The organism is Pseudomonas sp. GW821-FHT07G06 (assembly GCF_058986625.1).
This window is the reverse complement of the sequence record NZ_JBYSVW010000001.1, coordinates 575,850-593,986: the sequence shown is the minus strand read 5'-3', so window position 1 is coordinate 593,986 and position 18,137 is coordinate 575,850. Positions and strand designations below refer to the sequence as shown.

15 protein-coding genes are annotated in these 18,137 nt (G+C 61.1%); 11 read left to right on the top strand and 4 right to left on the bottom strand.

Annotation, left to right across the window (positions count from 1 at the left end; all coding sequences use genetic code 11):
• Positions 1-57 precede the first annotated feature (57 nt).
• Positions 58-258, bottom strand: coding sequence for a hypothetical protein (locus AC3WJW_RS02645; protein ID WP_007976673.1), 201 nt, complete (start codon positions 256-258; stop codon positions 58-60).
• 656 nt (positions 259-914) lie between these two features.
• Between AC3WJW_RS02645 and pcaR the strand changes: the two genes are divergently transcribed.
• The 11 genes from pcaR to pcaC all read left to right on the top strand — a co-directional run bounded on the left by pcaR (position 915) and on the right by pcaC (position 11,703).
• Positions 915-1,757, top strand: coding sequence for a pca regulon transcriptional regulator PcaR (gene pcaR / locus AC3WJW_RS02640; RefSeq protein ID WP_007986334.1), 843 nt, complete (start codon positions 915-917; stop codon positions 1,755-1,757).
• Between the two features lie 125 nt (positions 1,758-1,882).
• Complete coding sequence (gene pcaK, locus AC3WJW_RS02635) at positions 1,883-3,229, top strand: 4-hydroxybenzoate transporter PcaK (RefSeq protein ID WP_493725022.1); 1,347 nt, start codon at positions 1,883-1,885, stop codon at positions 3,227-3,229.
• A 272-nt stretch (positions 3,230-3,501) separates the two neighbouring features.
• Complete coding sequence (locus AC3WJW_RS02630) at positions 3,502-4,359, top strand: CoA transferase subunit A (RefSeq protein WP_493725021.1); 858 nt, start codon at positions 3,502-3,504, stop codon at positions 4,357-4,359.
• A complete protein-coding gene (locus tag AC3WJW_RS02625) occupies positions 4,359-5,138 on the top strand; it encodes a CoA-transferase subunit beta (RefSeq protein ID WP_015093847.1) in 780 nt (259 codons plus the stop codon). The genes AC3WJW_RS02630 and AC3WJW_RS02625 overlap by 1 nt, the downstream gene beginning before the upstream one ends.
• Positions 5,135-6,340 (top strand): 3-oxoadipyl-CoA thiolase, encoded by a 1,206-nt coding sequence (gene pcaF, locus AC3WJW_RS02620; protein ID WP_493725020.1) that lies wholly within the window; start codon positions 5,135-5,137, stop codon positions 6,338-6,340. The genes AC3WJW_RS02625 and pcaF overlap by 4 nt, the downstream gene beginning before the upstream one ends.
• 37 nt (positions 6,341-6,377) lie before the next feature.
• Positions 6,378-7,082 carry a protocatechuate 3,4-dioxygenase subunit beta gene (pcaH, locus tag AC3WJW_RS02615; protein WP_007976686.1) on the top strand — a complete coding sequence of 235 codons (705 nt, stop codon included), beginning with the start codon at positions 6,378-6,380 and terminating at the stop codon, positions 7,080-7,082.
• Between the two features lies 1 nt (position 7,083).
• Positions 7,084-7,650, top strand: a complete 567-nt coding sequence (gene pcaG / locus AC3WJW_RS02610; RefSeq protein ID WP_493725019.1) for a protocatechuate 3,4-dioxygenase subunit alpha — start codon at positions 7,084-7,086, stop codon at positions 7,648-7,650.
• A gap of 131 nt (positions 7,651-7,781) precedes the next feature.
• Positions 7,782-9,086 carry an MFS family transporter gene (locus tag AC3WJW_RS02605; protein ID WP_493725018.1) on the top strand — a complete coding sequence of 435 codons (1,305 nt, stop codon included), beginning with the start codon at positions 7,782-7,784 and terminating at the stop codon, positions 9,084-9,086.
• 45 nt (positions 9,087-9,131) lie between these two features.
• The gene (locus AC3WJW_RS02600) at positions 9,132-10,496 is read left to right on the top strand and encodes a 3-carboxy-cis,cis-muconate cycloisomerase (protein ID WP_493725017.1); all 1,365 of its coding nucleotides are present in this window, start codon (positions 9,132-9,134) and stop codon (positions 10,494-10,496) included.
• A gap of 12 nt (positions 10,497-10,508) precedes the next feature.
• Positions 10,509-11,300, top strand: coding sequence for a 3-oxoadipate enol-lactonase (gene pcaD / locus AC3WJW_RS02595; protein WP_493725016.1), 792 nt, complete (start codon positions 10,509-10,511; stop codon positions 11,298-11,300).
• A gap of 10 nt (positions 11,301-11,310) precedes the next feature.
• The gene (pcaC, locus tag AC3WJW_RS02590) at positions 11,311-11,703 is read left to right on the top strand and encodes a 4-carboxymuconolactone decarboxylase (RefSeq protein WP_104450601.1); all 393 of its coding nucleotides are present in this window, start codon (positions 11,311-11,313) and stop codon (positions 11,701-11,703) included.
• Positions 11,704-11,826: 123 nt separating this feature from the next.
• On the opposite strand, the gene AC3WJW_RS02585 is transcribed toward pcaC, so the two are convergent.
• From AC3WJW_RS02585 to emhB, 3 genes are all read right to left on the bottom strand, one after another.
• On the bottom strand, positions 11,827-13,086 hold the full coding sequence (locus AC3WJW_RS02585; protein ID WP_493725015.1) for an OprD family porin: 1,260 nt from the start codon (positions 13,084-13,086) through the stop codon (positions 11,827-11,829).
• A 427-nt stretch (positions 13,087-13,513) separates the two neighbouring features.
• Positions 13,514-14,974: an efflux RND transporter outer membrane subunit EmhC gene (gene emhC / locus AC3WJW_RS02580; protein ID WP_493725014.1), complete on the bottom strand. Its 1,461-nt coding sequence runs from the start codon at positions 14,972-14,974 to the stop codon at positions 13,514-13,516.
• A complete protein-coding gene (emhB, locus tag AC3WJW_RS02575) occupies positions 14,974-18,135 on the bottom strand; it encodes an efflux RND transporter permease subunit EmhB (RefSeq protein WP_102701034.1) in 3,162 nt (1,053 codons plus the stop codon). The genes emhC and emhB overlap by 1 nt, the downstream gene beginning before the upstream one ends.
• Positions 18,136-18,137 lie beyond the last annotated feature (2 nt).

The window sequence follows — 18,137 nt, the reverse complement described above, 5'->3', positions numbered from 1 at the left end:
ACATCCCGCTTTTAACAGGTGCAGAGGCAGGTCCTTGTAAGGATCAGGCCGAAGCAGTCATGGCTCTTCGGCTTTGAGTTCCTTTTCCATTTTTTCAAGTTCTTGCTGGAAAACCTGATCCTGAACGGTGGCGCGTTTACGCCAGGGTTTGCGTTCCGGTTCGGGTTGAGCGGCGTAAGTGGTGACTTCTCCGCCGTAAACTTCCTTGTAGCGTTGTTCCTGGCGCTCTAGTTCCGCGCGCAGTTCGTCTTTCGTCACAGTGCTACCTGATTGAGTTGGGATAAATTCTGGTGAAAACGCGCTGCATCAAATCGATTGATCACGTCCGTCGAATGGGCAATGCCCGTCAAGGCATCGTTTTGGCAACAACCGGGATCAATACTTCCATGTCACAGGCGGCCACGGCACCAGAGATAAACAGCTGACGTAGCTTCAGTTTCCTGTTTCAGCAAGCGCGCTGGCAAGGCACTGCAATGCAGATCTGGCGCTTGCAATGGGCAACGGAGATGGAACATCGCATTGCCGGGTAGCAGGTCCGGCAAGTAAAAAAACCGGAGTGCTACTGAATTGTATTATAGCGGCCTATTTGAAGAACACTATCTCCAAAGAGTTAAAAAACGGGTCTCGCAGGGGCGGTTTTGTTGTGCGGAACTTTGCTGCGATGCCTTTCTGACGCCATTAAGTCGAACAAGTTACGGTATTTAGAATGCCTCATTAAGTGCTGGATCGATCGGCTGTAAACGAGTTCGTGATTCAGAGACAATCCGGGCATCAGCGGACCGGTTGATTGATGTGGCGGATTGCGATTATCGGTCGAGCGTTCGATAATCGCCCGGAGTTGACGGGCCGGGCTTGAGCGTCAGGCGGTAGCCCTTTGTAATAGTCGCTGATCCGAGTGGGTAAAAGGACCTTGTATGAACGATCAAATGCGCAATTCCTTCGCTTCAGTGGCTCCGCCCATCGTTGCCTCGCCGGCCAAACGGATCCAGGCACTGACCGGCGACCCGGATTTCATGACGTCCCTGGCCCGTGGCCTGGCTGTGGTGCAGGCGTTCCAGGAGCGCAAACGGCACCTGACCATCGCCCAGATCAGCCACCGCACGGAAATTCCCCGCGCCGCCGTGCGCCGCTGCCTGCACACCCTGATCAAACTCGGCTACGCCACCACCGACGGCCGCACCTACTCGTTGCTGCCCAAAGTGCTGACCCTCGGCCATGCCTATGTGTCATCAACGCCGCTGGCGGTTTCCGCCCAGCCTTATCTGGACCGCATGAGCGAACAGCTGCACGAGGCCTGCAATATGGCCACGCTGGAAGGTGATGACATTCTGTACATTGCCCGCTCCGCGACCACCCAGCGCCTGATTTCGGTGGACCTGTCGGTGGGTGGGCGCCTGCCGGCCTATTGCACGTCGATGGGACGGATTCTGCTGGCCGCTCTGGATGACACGTCGCTGGGCGAATACCTGGACCACGCCGAACTGCAGGCCAAGACGAGTCGCACGATTCACACCCCCGAGGCATTGCTCGAATGCCTGCAAGAGGTGCGACAGCAAGGCTGGTGCATCGTCGACCAGGAGCTTGAGCAGGGGCTGCGCTCGATTGCCGTCCCGGTGTACGACGCCTCCGGCCAGGTGGTCGCGGCCCTCAATGTCAGCACCCACGCCGGGCGAGTCAGTCGTAACGAGCTGGAACAACGCTTCCTGCCTGGCCTGCTGAGTGCCAGCCGCGACCTCAGTACCCAACTGTTCACCTAAGCTGTTCGATAAACGCACAGAGTTGCGTTTGGCGAATTGACGCTGTTTCTTGTGGATCATTACTGTCGCGTCTGCGTCAGCCCCGGCTGGCCCCCTTTTCGACTGTGATCCATGGAATAAAAATAATGAACCAGCCCCAGTCTGCTGTAGGAAACTGCCTTGACGTGCAGTCCTTCATCAATGCTCAACCCATTTCGCGCTACCAGTGGCGGGTAGTCATCCTGTGTTTCCTGATTGTCTTTCTCGACGGCCTCGATACCGCGGCCATGGGGTTCATTGCGCCGGCTCTTTCGCAGGATTGGGGAATCGATCGCGCCAGCCTCGGTCCGGTGATGAGCGCGGCTCTGATCGGCATGGTCTTTGGTGCACTGGGCTCCGGGCCATTGGCTGACCGCTTTGGGCGAAAAGTCGTACTGGTCGGGGCAGTGTTGTTGTTCGGTGCCTTCAGCCTGGCTTCGGCCTACAGCACCAATGTCGAGCAATTGCTGGTGTTGCGCTTTTTAACCGGGTTGGGCCTGGGCGCCGGCATGCCGAACGCCACGACCCTGCTGTCGGAGTACACCCCGGAGCGCAAGAAGTCCCTGCTGGTGACCAGCATGTTCTGCGGTTTCAACCTCGGCATGGCCGGCGGCGGCTTTATCTCGGCCAAGCTCATTCCGGCCTTTGGCTGGCACAGCCTGCTGCTGATCGGCGGAGTCCTGCCGCTGATCCTCGCCGTCGTTTTGCTGTTCTGGCTGCCGGAGTCGGCGCGTTACCTGGTAGTGCGTAACCGCGGTACGGACAAAGTGCGCAAGGCACTGGCGCCGATTGACCCGACGGTGGTGGCCCAGGCGTCCAGTTTCAGCGTGCCGGAACAGAAGACCGTGAGGGCGCGCAATGTGTTTGCGGTGATCTTCTCCGGTACCTACAGCGTCGGCACCTTGCTGCTATGGCTGACCTACTTCATGGGCCTGGTGATCGTCTACCTGCTGACCAGCTGGCTGCCGACGCTGATGCGTGACAGTGGCGCGAGCATGGAACAGGCCGCCTTCATCGGCGCGCTGTTCCAGTTCGGTGGTGTGCTGAGTGCGGTGGGCGTGGGCTGGGCGATGGACCGGTTCAATCCGCACAAGGTCATCGGCACTTTCTACCTGCTGGCCGGGGTGTTTGCCTACGCGGTGGGGCAGAGCCTGGGCAACATCACAATACTGGCGACGCTGGTGCTGGTGGCGGGGATGTGTGTCAACGGTGCGCAATCGGCGATGCCGTCACTGGCGGCACGGTTCTACCCGACTCAGGGGCGGGCCACTGGCGTGTCGTGGATGCTCGGGATCGGCCGCTTCGGCGCCATCCTCGGGGCGTGGATGGGCGCGACACTGCTGGGGCTGGGCTGGAACTTCGAGCAAGTGCTGACGGCGCTGGTGATTCCGGCGGCGCTGGCGACTGCGGCCGTGGTGATCAAGGGGTTGGTCAGTCATGCGGATGCGACCTGATCCGGCGTTGAAATAGGGGGGTAGCCAGAAAAGATCGCAGCCTGCGGCAGCTCCTACAGGGGAATTCATGCACCTGTAGGAGCTGCCGAAGGCTGCGATCTTTATGGGGCTGAACAAAAGGATAGCCAGACAACAATTCGTTCGATTATCGAACAGTTAGTCGATTATCGGATTGTTTGGCGTTTTGCACAGGCTTAACCTTCAGTCATTCCGGCGCTGCGCATCGGCGCCTTCTTCCACTGTCGGTTAACAACAAACGGGAGCCTGCCCCAATGGCTGAAATTCTTTCGCTGCACGACGCGGTGAAGCAATTCGTGAACGACGGCGATACGGTCGCGCTCGAAGGCTTTACCCACCTGATCCCGACGGCTGCGGGTCACGAAATCATTCGCCAGGGCAAGAAAGACCTGACCCTGGTGCGGATGACCCCTGACCTGATCTACGACCAGTTGATCGGTGCCGGTTGTGCCCGCAAGCTGATTTTCTCCTGGGGCGGCAACCCGGGTGTCGGCTCCCTGCATCGCCTGCGTGACGCCGTCGAGAAACAGTGGCCGCACCCGCTGGAAATCGAAGAGCACAGCCACGCCGACCTGGCCAATGCCTACGTCGCCGGCGCTTCCGGCCTGCCGTTCGCGGTGCTGCGAGCCTATGCCGGTTCCGACTTGCCGAAGGTCAACCCGCTGATCAAGTCCGTTACTTGCCCGTTCACCGGCGAAGTGCTGGCCGCCGTGCCTTCGGTGCGCCCGGACATCACCGTGATCCATGCGCAGAAAGCCGACCGCAAAGGCAACGTGCTGCTCTGGGGCATTCTCGGTGTGCAGAAAGAAGCCGCATTGGCCGCCAAGCGTTGCATCGTCACCGTTGAAGAGATCGTCGATGACCTCAATGCACCGATGAACGCTTGCGTGCTGCCGACCTGGGCCTTGAGCGCGGTCTGCCACGTCCCTGGCGGTGCACATCCGTCCTATGCCCACGGTTACAACGAGCGCGACAACCGCTTCTACCAGGCCTGGGACCCGATTGCCCGCGACCGTGAAACCTTCACCGCGTGGATCAACGAATACATCCACGGCAGCGCTGACTTCAGCGAGTTCCAGGCCAAACTGGCCGCCGCTTCGGAGGCGAAGTAATGACTTACACCACCAATGAAATGATGACCGTCGCCGCCGCTCGCCGCCTGAAGAACGGTTCTGTGTGCTTCGTTGGCATTGGCCTGCCGTCGAAAGCGGCCAACCTGGCGCGCCTGACGTCTTCGCCTGATGTGGTGTTGATCTACGAATCGGGTCCGATCGGTGCCAAGCCAAGCGTATTGCCACTGTCGATCGGTGACGGTGAATTGGCGGAAACCGCCGACACCGTGGTCCCGACCGGTGAGATTTTCCGCTACTGGCTGCAGGGCGGGCGCATCGACGTCGGTTTCCTCGGCGCGGCGCAGGTCGACCGTTTCGGCAACATCAACACCACCGTGGTCGGCGATTACCACGCGCCGAAAGTGCGTCTGCCAGGCGCCGGTGGCGCGCCGGAGATTGCCGGTTCCGCCAAGAGCGTGTTGATTATCCTCAAGCAGTCGGCGCGCTCCTTTGTCGACAAACTCGACTTCATTACCTCGGTCGGCCACGGCGAGGGCGGCGATTCGCGCAAGCGTCTCGGCCTGCCAGGCGCCGGTCCGGTCGGCATCATTACTGACCTGTGCATCATGGAGCCGGAAGCCGGCACCCATGAGTTCGTGGTCACTGCACTGCACCCGGGCGTGACCCGCGAGCAAGTGGTCGCCGCCACCGGTTGGGCAATCCGTTTTGCCGACAACGTTGAGCAAACTGCCGAGCCGACCGACGTCGAGCTGACCGCGCTGCGCGATCTCGAAGCCCGTACCGCAGCGGCCCACGGCCAAGCCCCCGGAGAAGCGTGATGCGTGACGTTTATATCTGCGACGCGATTCGTACCCCCATCGGCCGTTTCGGCGGTGGTCTGTCGACGGTGCGTGCCGACGACCTGGCCGCCGTGCCGATCAAGGCCTTGATGGAGCGCAACCCGTCGGTGGACTGGAGCGCCGTGGACGAGGTGTTCCTTGGCTGCGCCAACCAGGCCGGCGAAGACAACCGTAACGTCGCGCGCATGGCGCTGCTGTTGGCGGGGCTGCCGGAAACCATTCCCGGCGTGACCCTCAACCGCCTCTGCGCTTCGGGCATGGATGCCATCGGCACCGCGTTCCGCGCCATCGCCAGCGGCGAGATGGAGCTGGCGATTGCCGGCGGCGTCGAGTCGATGTCCCGCGCACCGTTCGTGATGGGCAAGGCCGACGCGGCGTTCTCGCGCAACATGAAGCTCGAAGACACCACCATCGGCTGGCGCTTCATCAACCCGTTGATGAAAGCCCAATACGGTGTGGATGCGATGCCGCAGACCGGTGATAACGTGGCCGACGATTACAAAGTCTCCCGCGAAGATCAGGACGCCTTTGCCCTACGCAGCCAGCAGCGCACCGCCGTCGCGCAAGCTGCCGGGTTCTTCGCCGAAGAAATCGTCGAAGTGCGCATTGCCCACAAGAAAGGTGAAACCGTGGTCAGCCAGGACGAGCACCCTCGCGCCGACACCACCCTGGAAGCCCTGGCCAGACTGAAACCGGTCAACGGTCCGGACAAAACCGTCACCGCCGGCAATGCCTCGGGTGTGAACGACGGTGCCGCCGCGTTGATCCTGGCCTCGGCCGAAGCCGTGAAGAAACACGGTCTGACCGCCCGCGCCAAAGTGCTGGGCATGGCCAGCGCCGGTGTTGCACCGCGGGTGATGGGCATCGGCCCGGTACCGGCGGTGCGCAAACTGACCGAGCGCCTCGGCGTGGCCGTCAGCGATTTCGATGTGATCGAACTCAACGAAGCCTTCGCCAGTCAGGGCCTGGCGGTGCTGCGTGAACTGGGGATCGCCGACGATGCCGCCCAGGTCAACCCGAACGGTGGCGCGATTGCCCTGGGCCATCCGTTGGGCATGAGCGGTGCGCGTCTGGTGCTGACGGCGTTGCATCAGCTGGAAAAAACTGGTGGCAAGAAAGGTCTGGCGACCATGTGCGTCGGTGTCGGCCAGGGCCTGGCTTTGGCAATCGAACGGGTCTGACACACCCTGTCGGCTAACAAGAACTGAGGAAAGAGTAATGACTGACAAGCCTGGTTACCGTCGTCCGCAGGAGGGTACTCAGCCGGAGTACCTGCACCCGACCTATCAATCCACCAACCTGCGCTCGCCGTCCAAGCCGTTGGTGTTTCTGCCCCATTCGTTGTCGGAAATCACCGGGCCAACCGTCGGCGCCGAGCGCGTCAACGAGAAGGACAATGACCTCACCGCTCAGCACGAAGGTCAGCCACAGGGTGAGCGCATCATCATCCACGGCCGCGTGCTGGACGAAAACGGTCTGCCGGTGCCGGGGATTCTGGTGGAAATCTGGCAGGCCAACGCCGCCGGTCGCTACGCCCATGCCCGTGACCTGCACGATGCGCCGCTGGACCCGAACTTCACCGGCACCGGCCGTACCGTGACCGACGCCGATGGCTGGTACCAGTTCCAGACCATCAAGCCCGGTGCGTATCCGTGGGGCAACCACCACAACGCCTGGCGCCCGGCGCACATCCATTTCTCGCTGTTCGGGCCGAGCATCCTGACGCGCCTGGTGACGCAAATGTATTTCCCGGGCGACCCGTTGCTGGCGTACGACCCGATCTACAACTGCGTGCCCGATACCCGCGCCAAAGAGCGCTTGATCGCCTCGTTCGACCTGGAAAAAACCATCCCGTCCTATGCCCTCGGTTATCGCTGGGACATCGTTTTGCGCGGCCGCGACGCCACGCCGATGGAGAAATAAGATGACGCTGACTGCGACCACGTCCCACACCGTCGGGCCGTACTACCACATCGGCCTGACCTGGCTGAACCGCGAAGACCTGACCGTCGAACAAACCCTGGGCGAGCGCGTGGCGATCACCGGGCAAGTGCTCGACGGCAATGGCGACATCGTCAACGATGCGATGCTGGAAGTCTGGCAGGCCAACGCCGCCGGCAAGTATGACCATCCCGAGGACGACCAGGAAAAACCCCTGGACCCGAATTTCGAAGGCTTTGGCCGGGTGCCGGTGGATGCCGACGGACGCTTCCGGTTCACCACCATCAAGCCGGGAACGGTCGAGGGGCTCAAAGGCACGACTCAGGCACCGCACCTGGTGGTACTGGTGTTTGCCCGGGGACTGGTGAAGCACCTGCTGACACGGATCTACTTTGAGGGTGATGCGGCCAACGTGAACGATCCGTTGCTGGAATGCGTGCCGGCCGAGCGTCGCGGTACCTTGCTGGCCAGGAAGGATGCGTCGGGTGTTTATCAGTGGAATGTGATTCTGCAGGGCACTGATGCGGAGACGGTGTTCTTCGATTATTAAGATCCAGATCAAAAGATCGCAGCCTGCATGCCATGCCTTTGTAGGAGGTGCCGCAGGCTGCGATCTTTGTGTGGAACGGGACTGTTACAAAGTATGTCTAGACTCTCACAGTCCCCATTGAGTGAAAAACAATGACAACGACCACCGCTACACAACCGCTATACACCGGTGAGGAGCGCAGCAAGCGGATCTTCGCCATCGTCGGTGCCTCGTCCGGCAATCTGGTCGAATGGTTCGACTTCTACGTCTACGCCTTCTGCGCGATCTATTTCGCCCCGGCGTTTTTCCCGTCCGACAACCCCACCGTGCAGTTGGTCAACACCGCAGGCGTGTTCGCCGCCGGCTTCCTGATGCGGCCGATTGGCGGCTGGATTTTCGGTCGGTTGGCGGACAAGCACGGGCGCAAGAATTCGATGTTGATCTCGATTCTGATGATGTGCTTCGGCTCCTTGCTTATCGCCTGCCTGCCGACCTACAACAGCATCGGGGTCTGGGCGCCTATCCTGTTGCTGTTCGCCCGTTTGCTGCAAGGCTTGTCGGTGGGCGGTGAGTACGGCACCACCGCGACCTACATGAGCGAAGTGGCGCTCAAGGGCCAGCGCGGCTTCTTCGCTTCATTCCAGTACGTGACCCTGATCGGCGGCCAGTTGCTCGCGGTGTCGCTGGTGGTGATCCTGCAACAGTTCCTCACCGAAGATGACCTGCGTGCTTACGGCTGGCGGATTCCCTTCGTGGTGGGTGCCATGGCGGCCCTGGTTTCGCTGTATCTGCGTCGTTCGCTGAAAGAGACCACCAGCAAGGAAATGCGCGAAAACAAGGACGCCGGCAGCATCAGCGCACTGTTTCGCGACCATAAAGCCGCGTTCATCACCGTACTCGGTTACACCGCCGGTGGTTCGCTGATTTTCTACACCTTCACCACGTACATGCAGAAGTACCTGGTGAACACCGCCGGCATGCCGGCCAAGACCGCCAGCTACATCATGACCGGCGCGCTGTTCCTCTACATGTGCATGCAACCGGTTTTCGGCATGCTTGCCGACAAGATCGGCCGGCGTAACTCGATGCTCTGGTTCGGCGCCCTCGGCACGCTGTTCACTGTGCCGATCCTGTTGAGCCTGAAAAGTGTCAGCAGTCCGTTCCTTGCCTTCGTGCTGATTACCCTGGCGCTGGCAATCGTCAGTTTCTACACCTCGATCAGCGGCCTGGTGAAAGCCGAGATGTTCCCGCCGCAAGTGCGTGCATTGGGTGTCGGCCTGGCGTATGCGGTGGCGAATGCGATCTTCGGCGGTTCGGCGGAGTACGTAGCCTTGAGCCTCAAGGCCGTGGGCATGGAAAACTCCTTCTACTGGTACGTGACGGTGATGATGGCGATAGCCTTCCTGTTCAGCCTGCGTCTGCCGAAACAGGCGAAGTATCTGCATCACGATCTTTGATCTTCACGCGCGGGCCGCAAAAGCCCGCGCCTTCAGGAACTGATTATGAACCAGCGACCGGGCAATCAATTGTTCGATGCCTATTTCACTGCCCGCGATATGCGTGAAGTGTTCTGCGATCAGGGGCGGGTCCAGGCCATGCTCGATTTCGAAGCGGCACTGGCCCGGGCCGAAGCGCGGGTCGGGTTGATTCCGACGAGTGCTGTCGCGCCGATTCAGGCGGCTTGCAGCGCCGGGCTTTACGACTTTGCGGTGTTGGGTGAGGCGATTGCCACGGCGGGTAATTCAGCCATTCCGCTGGTCAAGGCGTTGGGCAAGCAGATCGCTGCGCAGAATGCCGAGGCCGAGCGTTACGTGCATCTGGGCGCGACCAGCCAGGATGTGATGGACAGCGGCCTGGTACTGCAATTGCGTCGAGCGCTGGCGCTGATCGAAAACGATCTGGCGCAATTGGGGCAAACTCTTGCGACGCAGGCCGAACGATATGTGGCTACGCCATTGGCCGGGCGCACCTGGTTGCAACATGCAACACCGGTCACCCTCGGCATGAAAATCGCCGGTTGGCTGGGCGCGGTGACGCGCAGTCGACAGCGTCTGGCCGAACTCAAACCGCGTTTGCTGGTGCTGCAATTCGGCGGTGCGTCCGGCACCCTCGCGGCACTTGGCGAGCAGGCCATGCCGATTGCCCAGGCGCTGGCCGAAGAGCTGCAACTGACCTTGCCCGAGCAACCGTGGCACACCCAGCGCGATCGTGTGGTGGAGTTCGGTGCAGTGCTCGGGTTGATCGCCGGCAGTCTCGGCAAACTTGGTCGCGACGTCAGCCTGCTGATGCAAACCGAAGCCGCCGAAGTGTTCGAACCTTCGGCGCCGGGCAAGGGCGGTTCTTCGACCATGCCGCACAAACGCAATCCGGTGGGTGCGGCGGTGCTGATCGGTGCGGCGACGCGTGTACCCGGTTTGCTCTCGACACTGTTCAGCGCCATGCCCCAGGAACACGAGCGGAGTCTCGGCCTGTGGCATGCCGAGTGGGAAACCCTGCCGGAGATTTGCTGCCTGGTGTCGGGCAGCCTGCAGCAAGCGTTGCTGATCGCCCAGGGACTGGAAGTGGATGCCGGGCGCATGGCGCACAACCTCGATCTCACCCAGGGCCTGGTGCTCGCCGAAGCGGTGAGCATCGTCCTCGCCCAACGGGTCGGCCGTGATACCGTGCACCATCTGCTCGAACACTGCTGCAAACGTGCGGTGGCCGAACAACGTCACCTGCGTGCGGTGCTCGGCGACGAACCGCAAGTGACCGCCGAACTGTCGGCGGCTGAACTCGATCATCTGCTGGACCCTGCCCATTACCTCGGCCAGGCCCAAACCTGGGTCGAGCGGGCGGTGGCCGAACATTCTGCATTGACTGCCTGAAGGAGAATTGCTGTGGCTTTTGTACAACTCGCCGAGGGCGAACTGCATTATCAACTGGATGGACCGGTCGATGCGCCGGTGCTGGTGCTGTCCAACTCTTTGGGCACCGACCTGCACATGTGGGACGCGCAAATCCCGGCGTTCTCCAAGCATTTTCGCGTGTTGCGTTTTGATACTCGCGGCCATGGCCAGTCATTGGTGACACCGGGGCCTTACAGCATCGAGCAACTGGGCCACGACGTGCTCGCCTTGCTGGATGCCTTGCACATCGAGCGCGCACATTTCTGTGGTTTGTCCATGGGCGGGCTGATTGGCCAGTGGCTGGGGATCAATGCCGGCGAGCGCCTGAACAAGCTGATCGTGTGCAATACCGCGGCGAAAATCGGCGATCCGTCAGTGTGGAACCCGCGTATCGAAATGGTCCTGCGTGATGGTCAGGCGGCCATGGTTGCCTTGCGCGATGCCTCGATTGCCCGCTGGTTCACCCCGGACTTCTCCGCCGCCAACCCGGCGGCGGCCAAGCAGATTACCGACATGCTCGCGGCCACTTCGCCCGAAGGCTATGCGGCCAATTGCGCGGCGGTGCGTGATGCCGATTTCCGCGATCGGTTGTCCTCGATCAAGGCACCGTTGCTGGTGATTGCCGGGACCGAAGACGCGGTGACGCCACCATCCGGTGGGCATTTCATTCAGGAGCATGTGCGCGGGGCCGAGTACGCCGAGTTCTACGCCGCGCACTTGTCCAATGTCCAGGCAGGCGATGCGTTCAGCGAGCGCGTGCTGGCGTTTCTGTCGGCTGATTGAGGGGATTTTCGTGGACGAAAAACAACGTTATGACGAGGGCCTGAAGGTCCGTCGCGCGGTCCTTGGAGACGCGCATGTCGACCGCAGCCTGACGACCCTGACCGAGTTCAACTCGGAGTTTCAGGAGATGATCACCCGCCACGCCTGGGGCGACATCTGGACCCGCCCGGGCCTGCCGCGCCATACCCGCAGCCTGATCACCATCGCCATGCTGATCGGCATGAACCGCGAGGGCGAACTCAAACTGCACCTGCGCGCCGCCGCCAATAACGGCGTGAGCCGTGGCGAGATCAAGGAAGTGATCATGCAGAGCGCCATCTACTGCGGCATTCCGGCGGCCAATGCGACCTTCCACCTGGCCGAATCGGTGTGGGATGAGTTGGGGGTCGAGTCGCGGGAGTAAGCGGTAAAACGGTGAACAACCTGTGGGAGCGAGCTTGCTCGCGATGGCGTCGGCACATTCACTATTGATGTCGCCTGATACACCGCCATCGCGAGCAAGCTCGCTCCCACATTTGTTTTGTGTTTACAGCAAGCTGATCGGATAGCTGATGATCAACCGGTTCTCATCGAACTCGTTATTGCTGTAATCCCGGCGCATGGTCGAGTTGCGCCATTTCAGATTCAAGTCTTTCAGTACGCCGCTTTGCACGGTGTAGGCCAGTTCCGACTCACGTCCCCATTCCTTGCCGTCGGTGATGCTGCCGGTGTGCACATTGTCGCCGCTGATGTAGCGGTTCATCAGGGTCAGGCCCGGTACGCCAAGGGCGACGAAGTTGTAGTCGTGGCGCACCTGCCAGGATTTCTCCCGGGCATTGTCGTAGCTGGAGTTGTAGCTGTCGTTGGCCAGGGTGCCGCCGCTGGTGCCGTTGACCCGCATCCAGGCGCTGTCGCCGGTGAGTTTCTGCAGGCCGACGTAGAAGGTGTTGCCGCCGTATTTGGCCGAGAACATACCGTAAAGGGTTTTGTTGTCCAGCTCACCGGCCCGGGCGCTGCCGTCATCCTTGCCGTAGAAAAAACCCAGGTTGGCGCCCAGGGTCCAGTTGCCAAGCGGTTGGCTGTGGATCAGGTTGACGAACTGCTGGCTGTAGATGTCCTTGAGCTCGGCGTTCCACAGGCCAATCTGGGTGCGCTTGTCATTGAACACGTACTCACCGCCCTCGAAGTTGAAACGATCGGAGGTGAACGCGGCTTTGCCGGTCATCGACATGTCGCTCATGCTGCTGTCGTCGCGCGGGCTGTTCTGGCGGAACTGGCCGCCGTAGAGCGTCAAACCATCGATTTCCTTCGACGTGATCTGGCCGCCACGGAAGGTTTGCGGCAGCGAACGACCGTCGTCGGAGCGCAGGATCGGCAGTACCGGCATCCATTCCCCAACCTTGACTTCGGTCTGCGACAGCTTCGCCTTGAACGCCACGTTGGTGCGGCCGAAGTTGTCTGCAGGGCGGCCGTCATGGTCCAGCGGCAGCAGTTGCGTACCGCCGGTGCCTTTGCCTCCGTCGAGCTTCACCGAATACAAACCCAGCACATCCATGCCGAAGCCGACAGTGCCCTGGGTGAACCTGGACTTGGCGTCGAGGATGAAACTCTGCGTCCACTCCTCAGCCTTGCCCTGGGCCTTGGTCGGGTTGGTGAAGTTGCGATTGATGTAGAAGTTACGCAGGTTCAGGTTGACCTTGGCGCCCTCGACAAAGCCCGACTCCTCGGCGCTGGCGGGCAGGGCCGCGCAGGCCAGGGCAATGGCGATCAGGCTGGGAACGAAGTACGGCGCGGGAGAAGGCGTCATGGGCTCGGGTCTCTCTAATTCTTGGGAATGAAACGGGGTAATGCCGCAACCCGGGGGTTGCAGACGAACAGTCGAAATCATGAAAAGCGAAGCGGATCAGCCGGGGAGGGCAGGGCGCGGGGGCATGGTGTCGAACCTGTTGTTATTGGTTTTGTGGTTCGGATGGTGCGTGGAATGTACTGGATGGTTCAATTGCTGAAAGCGGGTTTTGGGCGATTATCGAACATAACCTTGGCCCAGGTTTATGTGGGTTATGGACCTGCCCATTCGCGAGCAAGCCCGCTCCCGCAGTCGACTGCCCGGTTCATGTGGGAGCGGGCTTGCTCCGGGCGGCGTTCCGACGAAGAGGCCATGCCTGACTACACACCTTTTCCCGCAGCCAACAAAAAGCCCACCAATCGGTGGGCTTCGTGTTCTCACAGCGCTATCAGAAATACTTCATCTTCGGCGCTTCTTCCTTCAACGGCTCGTTCTTCGCCGTCTGTTCGTTCCAGCCACCGCCCAGTGCCTTGTACAGGTTGACCTGACTGATCAACTGCGCCAGGCGATCGGTAATCAGATTCTGTTCGGAGTTGAACAGCTGACGCTGGGCATCGAGGAATGTCAGGTTGCTGTCGACACCGATGCGATAACGACGCTCGGCCAGGCGGTAGTAGTCCTGGTTGGCACTGACCAGATTACGCTGTGCCTGTACCTGATCGGTGTAGGTCCCGCGTGCGGCCAAACCGTCGGCGACTTCCTGGAAGGCCGTTTGAATGGACTTCTCGTAGTTCGCCACGCCAATGTCTTTCTGGATCTTCGAGTAATCCAGGCTGGCGCTCAGGGCGCCGGCGTTGAAAATCGGTAGGTTGATCTGCGGCTGGAACAGCCAGGTACCCGAACCGCCCTTGAACAGGCCGGACAGGTCCGGGCTCAGGGTCCCGGCGTTGGCGGTCAGGCTGATGCTCGGGAAGAACGCCGCCCGTGCCGCGCCGATGTTGGCGTTGGCCGCCTTGAGGTTGTACTCGGCCTGGAGGATGTCCGGACGACGTTGCAGCAGGTCCGACGGCAGGCCGGCCGGTACTTCGGCCAACAGATCGTCGTTCAGCGGTTTGGCCGCTGGCAGGTTAGCCGGGACGCCGGTACCCAACAGCAGTACAAGGCTGTTTTCATCCTGGGCGACCTGGCGGGTGTAACGGGCCAGTTGCGCACGGGCATTTTCCACCGAGGTCCGCGATTGCGCCAGGTCCAGGGCCGAGGCGACCCCCACTTCGTTGCTGCGCGCGGTGAGCTTGTAGCTCTCCTCGAACGCGGCGAGGGTGTCCTGGGTAACTTTCAGCAGTTCCTTGTCGGCCTGCCAGGTCAGGTAGGCGTTGGCGACGCTGGCCACCAGGCTGAGTTGCGTGCTGCGCCGGCCTTCTTCGGTGGCGAAGTACTTCTGCAACGCTTCCTCGTTCAGGCTGCGAACCCGACCGAACAGGTCGAGTTCGTAGGCGTTGACGCCTACCGTTGCCGAGTAGGAACTGGTGATGCCGGCTTCGCCGGTCTGCGACGCGTTAGCCGGAAGGCGCTGGCGGTTGCCGGTGCCGTTGGCCGAAACGGCCGGGAACAGGTCGGCGCGGGAGATGCGGTACTGAGCCGCAAAGGCGTCGATGTTCAGGGCCGCGACACGCAGGTCACGGTTGTTTTCCAGGGCGACCTTGATCAGCTGTTGCAGCGCCGGGTCGTGGAAAAACTGCTTCCAGCCCTGCTCGGCAGCGGCTTGCGCCGGTGCCTGGGCCGGCGAATACGCCGGGCCCTGCGGGTATTGCCCTGCCACCGGTGCTTCGGGCTGCTGATAATCAGGTATCAGCGAGCAGCCACCGAGCACGAAGGCGGCGACTGCCAGGGAGAGTAGCGACTTGCTCATTAGCCAGCCTCTTTAGGAGTTTCAGTAGCGTCATCCGGATTGGCAATCTTACGCTGGCCAATGGACGACACGGTGACGAAGAACAGCGGGACCCAGAAGATCGCCAGCACAGTGGCCGTGATCATACCGCCGATCACGCCGGTACCGATTGCATGCTGGCTACCCGAACCTGCGCCCGTGGATATCGCCAGTGGTACCACACCCAGAACGAAGGCGAGGGAGGTCATGATGATCGGTCGCAGACGCATGCGGCAGGCTTCGATTGCCGCGTCGCGCAGGCTACGCCCCTGTTCGTGCAGCTCCTTGGCAAATTCGACAATCAGAATGGCGTTTTTCGCCGCCAGGCCGATAGTCGTCAACAGGCCTACCTGGAAGTACACGTCGTTGGACAACCCGCGCAGGCTGGTGGCCATCAGCGCACCGATGATCCCCAGCGGTACCACCAACATCACCGCGATCGGAATCGACCAGCTTTCATACAACGCCGCCAGGCACAGGAACACCATCAGCAGCGACAGGGCGTACAGCGCCGGCGCTTGCGAACCGGACAGACGTTCCTCGTACGACAGGCCGGTCCAGGAAATACCGACACCGGCCGGCAATTTCTTGGCAATGGCTTCGACTTCGAGCATCGCTTCACCGGTGGAGTAACCCGGTGCCGGGGCGCCGAGGATTTCCATCGCTTCCACGCCGTTGTAGCGGGCCAGTTTCGGCGAACCGTAGATCCACTCGCCCTTGGCGAATGCCGAGAACGGCACCATGGTGCCCTGGGCGTTGCGCACGTACCACTTCTGCAAGTCTTCAGGGCCCATTCGGGAGCCTGGCTGGCCTTGCACGTAAACCTTCTTCACCCGACCGCGGTCGATGAAGTCGTTGACGTAGCTACTGCCCAGGGCAATCGACAGGGTGTTGTTGATGTCGGCGATGGTAATACCCAGGGCACTGGCCTTCTCGTCATCGATTTCCAGTTGGTATTGCGGTTCGTCGTTCAGGCCGTTCGGACGCACCTGAGACAGGATCTTGCTTTGTGCGGCCATGCCAAGGAACTGGTTGCGCGCTTCCATCAGTTTTTCGTGGCCGATACCGGCGCGGTCCTGCAGGAACACGTCGAAACCGGTGGCGTTACCCAACTCCAGTACCGCCGGTGGTGCAAAGGCGAACACCATGGCATCGCGGAAGGTGAAGAAGTGCTGCTGGGCACGGGCCGCCACCTTGAACACGTTGTTGTCGGCGTTACGTTCGTCCCACGGACGCAGCATGATGAACGCCATACCCGAACTCTGGCCACGGCCGGCGAAGTTGAAACCGGTCACGGTAAACACCGAGTTCACCGCATCGCCTTCGCCGCCATCCTTGCCCGGGCGCAGCAGGAATTCACGCATTTCATCCACGACCACCTGGGTACGCTGGGCTGTGGAGCCGGCCGGGGTTTGCACCTGGGCGAACAGTACACCCTGGTCTTCTTCCGGCAGGAACGCCGTTGGAATGCGGGTGAACAGCCAGATCATGCCCACTACGATCAGCAGGTACGCCAGCAGGTACGGGATCTTGCGCTGCAGGATATTGCCCACACCGCGTTCGTAGCCACGAACGCCGCGGTCGAAATTGCGGTTGAACCAGCCAAAGAAACCACGCTTGGGTACGCCGTGCTCGCCTTTCGGAATCGGCTTGAGCATGGTGGCGCAGAGCGCCGGGGTGAAGATCAGCGCGACCAGTACGGACAGGGCCATGGCCGAGACGATGGTGATCGAGAACTGCTTGTAGATCACACCGGTGGAACCGCTGAAGAACGCCATTGGCAGCAGAACCGCCGACAACACCAGGGCGATACCGACCAGTGCGCCCTGGATCTGGCCCATGGACTTCTTGGTGGCTTCCTTCGGTGACAGGCCTTCTTCGCTCATCACCCGTTCGACGTTTTCCACCACGACGATGGCGTCGTCCACCAGCAAGCCGATGGCCAGCACCATACCGAACATGGTCAGGGTGTTGATGCTGAAACCGGCAGCCGCAAGGATCCCGAATGTACCGAGCAATACCACCGGCACGGTCATCGTGGTGATCACGGTGGCGCGGAAGTTTTGCAGGAACAGGAACATCACCAGGAACACCAGTGCGATCGCTTCGACCAGGGTGTGAACCACACCTTTGATCGACTCGGTCACCACCGGCGTGGTGTCGTACGGGAACACCACTTCCATCCCTTGCGGGAAGAACGGCTTGAGGCTGTCGATGGTCGTGCGCAGGGCCTTGGCGGTATCGAGCGCGTTGGCACCGGTGGCCAGTTTCACCGCCAGGCCGGAAGCCGGGGCGCCGTTGAACTGGGCGTTGATGCTGTAGTTCTCGCCACCCAGGCCGACTTCGGCAACATCCTTGAGGCGAACCTGAGAGCCGTCCTTGTTGACCTTGAGCAGGATCTTGTCGAATTGCTCCGCGGTCTGCAGGCGGGTCTTGCCGATGATCGTCGCGTTCAACTGGGTGCCGGGCAGGGCAGGCAGGCCGCCGAGCTGACCGGACGACACCTGGACGTTTTGCGCCGCGATGGCGGTCTTGACGTCGATCGGGGTCAGGTTGTAGTTGTTCAACTTGGCCGGGTCGAGCCAGATACGCATGGCGTACTGCGAACCGAACACCTGGAAGTCACCGACACCGGCGGTCCGCGAGATCGGGTCTTGCATGTTCGACACAATGTAGTTGGACAAGTCGTCCTTGGTCATGCTGCCGTCACGCGACACCACGCCGATCACCAGCAGGAAGTTCTTCACCGCTTTGGTGACGCGGATACCTTGCTGTTGCACTTCCTGCGGCAGCAGCGGGGTGGCCAGGTTCAGTTTGTTCTGCACCTGAACCTGCGCGGTGTCGGAGTTGGTGCCTTGCTCGAAGGTCGCGGTAATGGTCATGGTGCCGTCGGAGTTACTTTCCGACGAGACATAACGCAGGTTGTCGATACCGTTGAGCTGTTGCTCGATCACCTGAACGACGGTGTCCTGTACCGTTTGTGCCGAAGCACCCGGGTAGGTCACGGAAATGGCGATCGCCGGAGGCGCAATGCTCGGGTACTGGTTGATCGGCAACCGCAGGATCGATAGTGCCCCGACCAACATGATCACCAGGGCAATCACCCAGGCGAAAATCGGACGGTCGATAAAAAATCTCGACATGG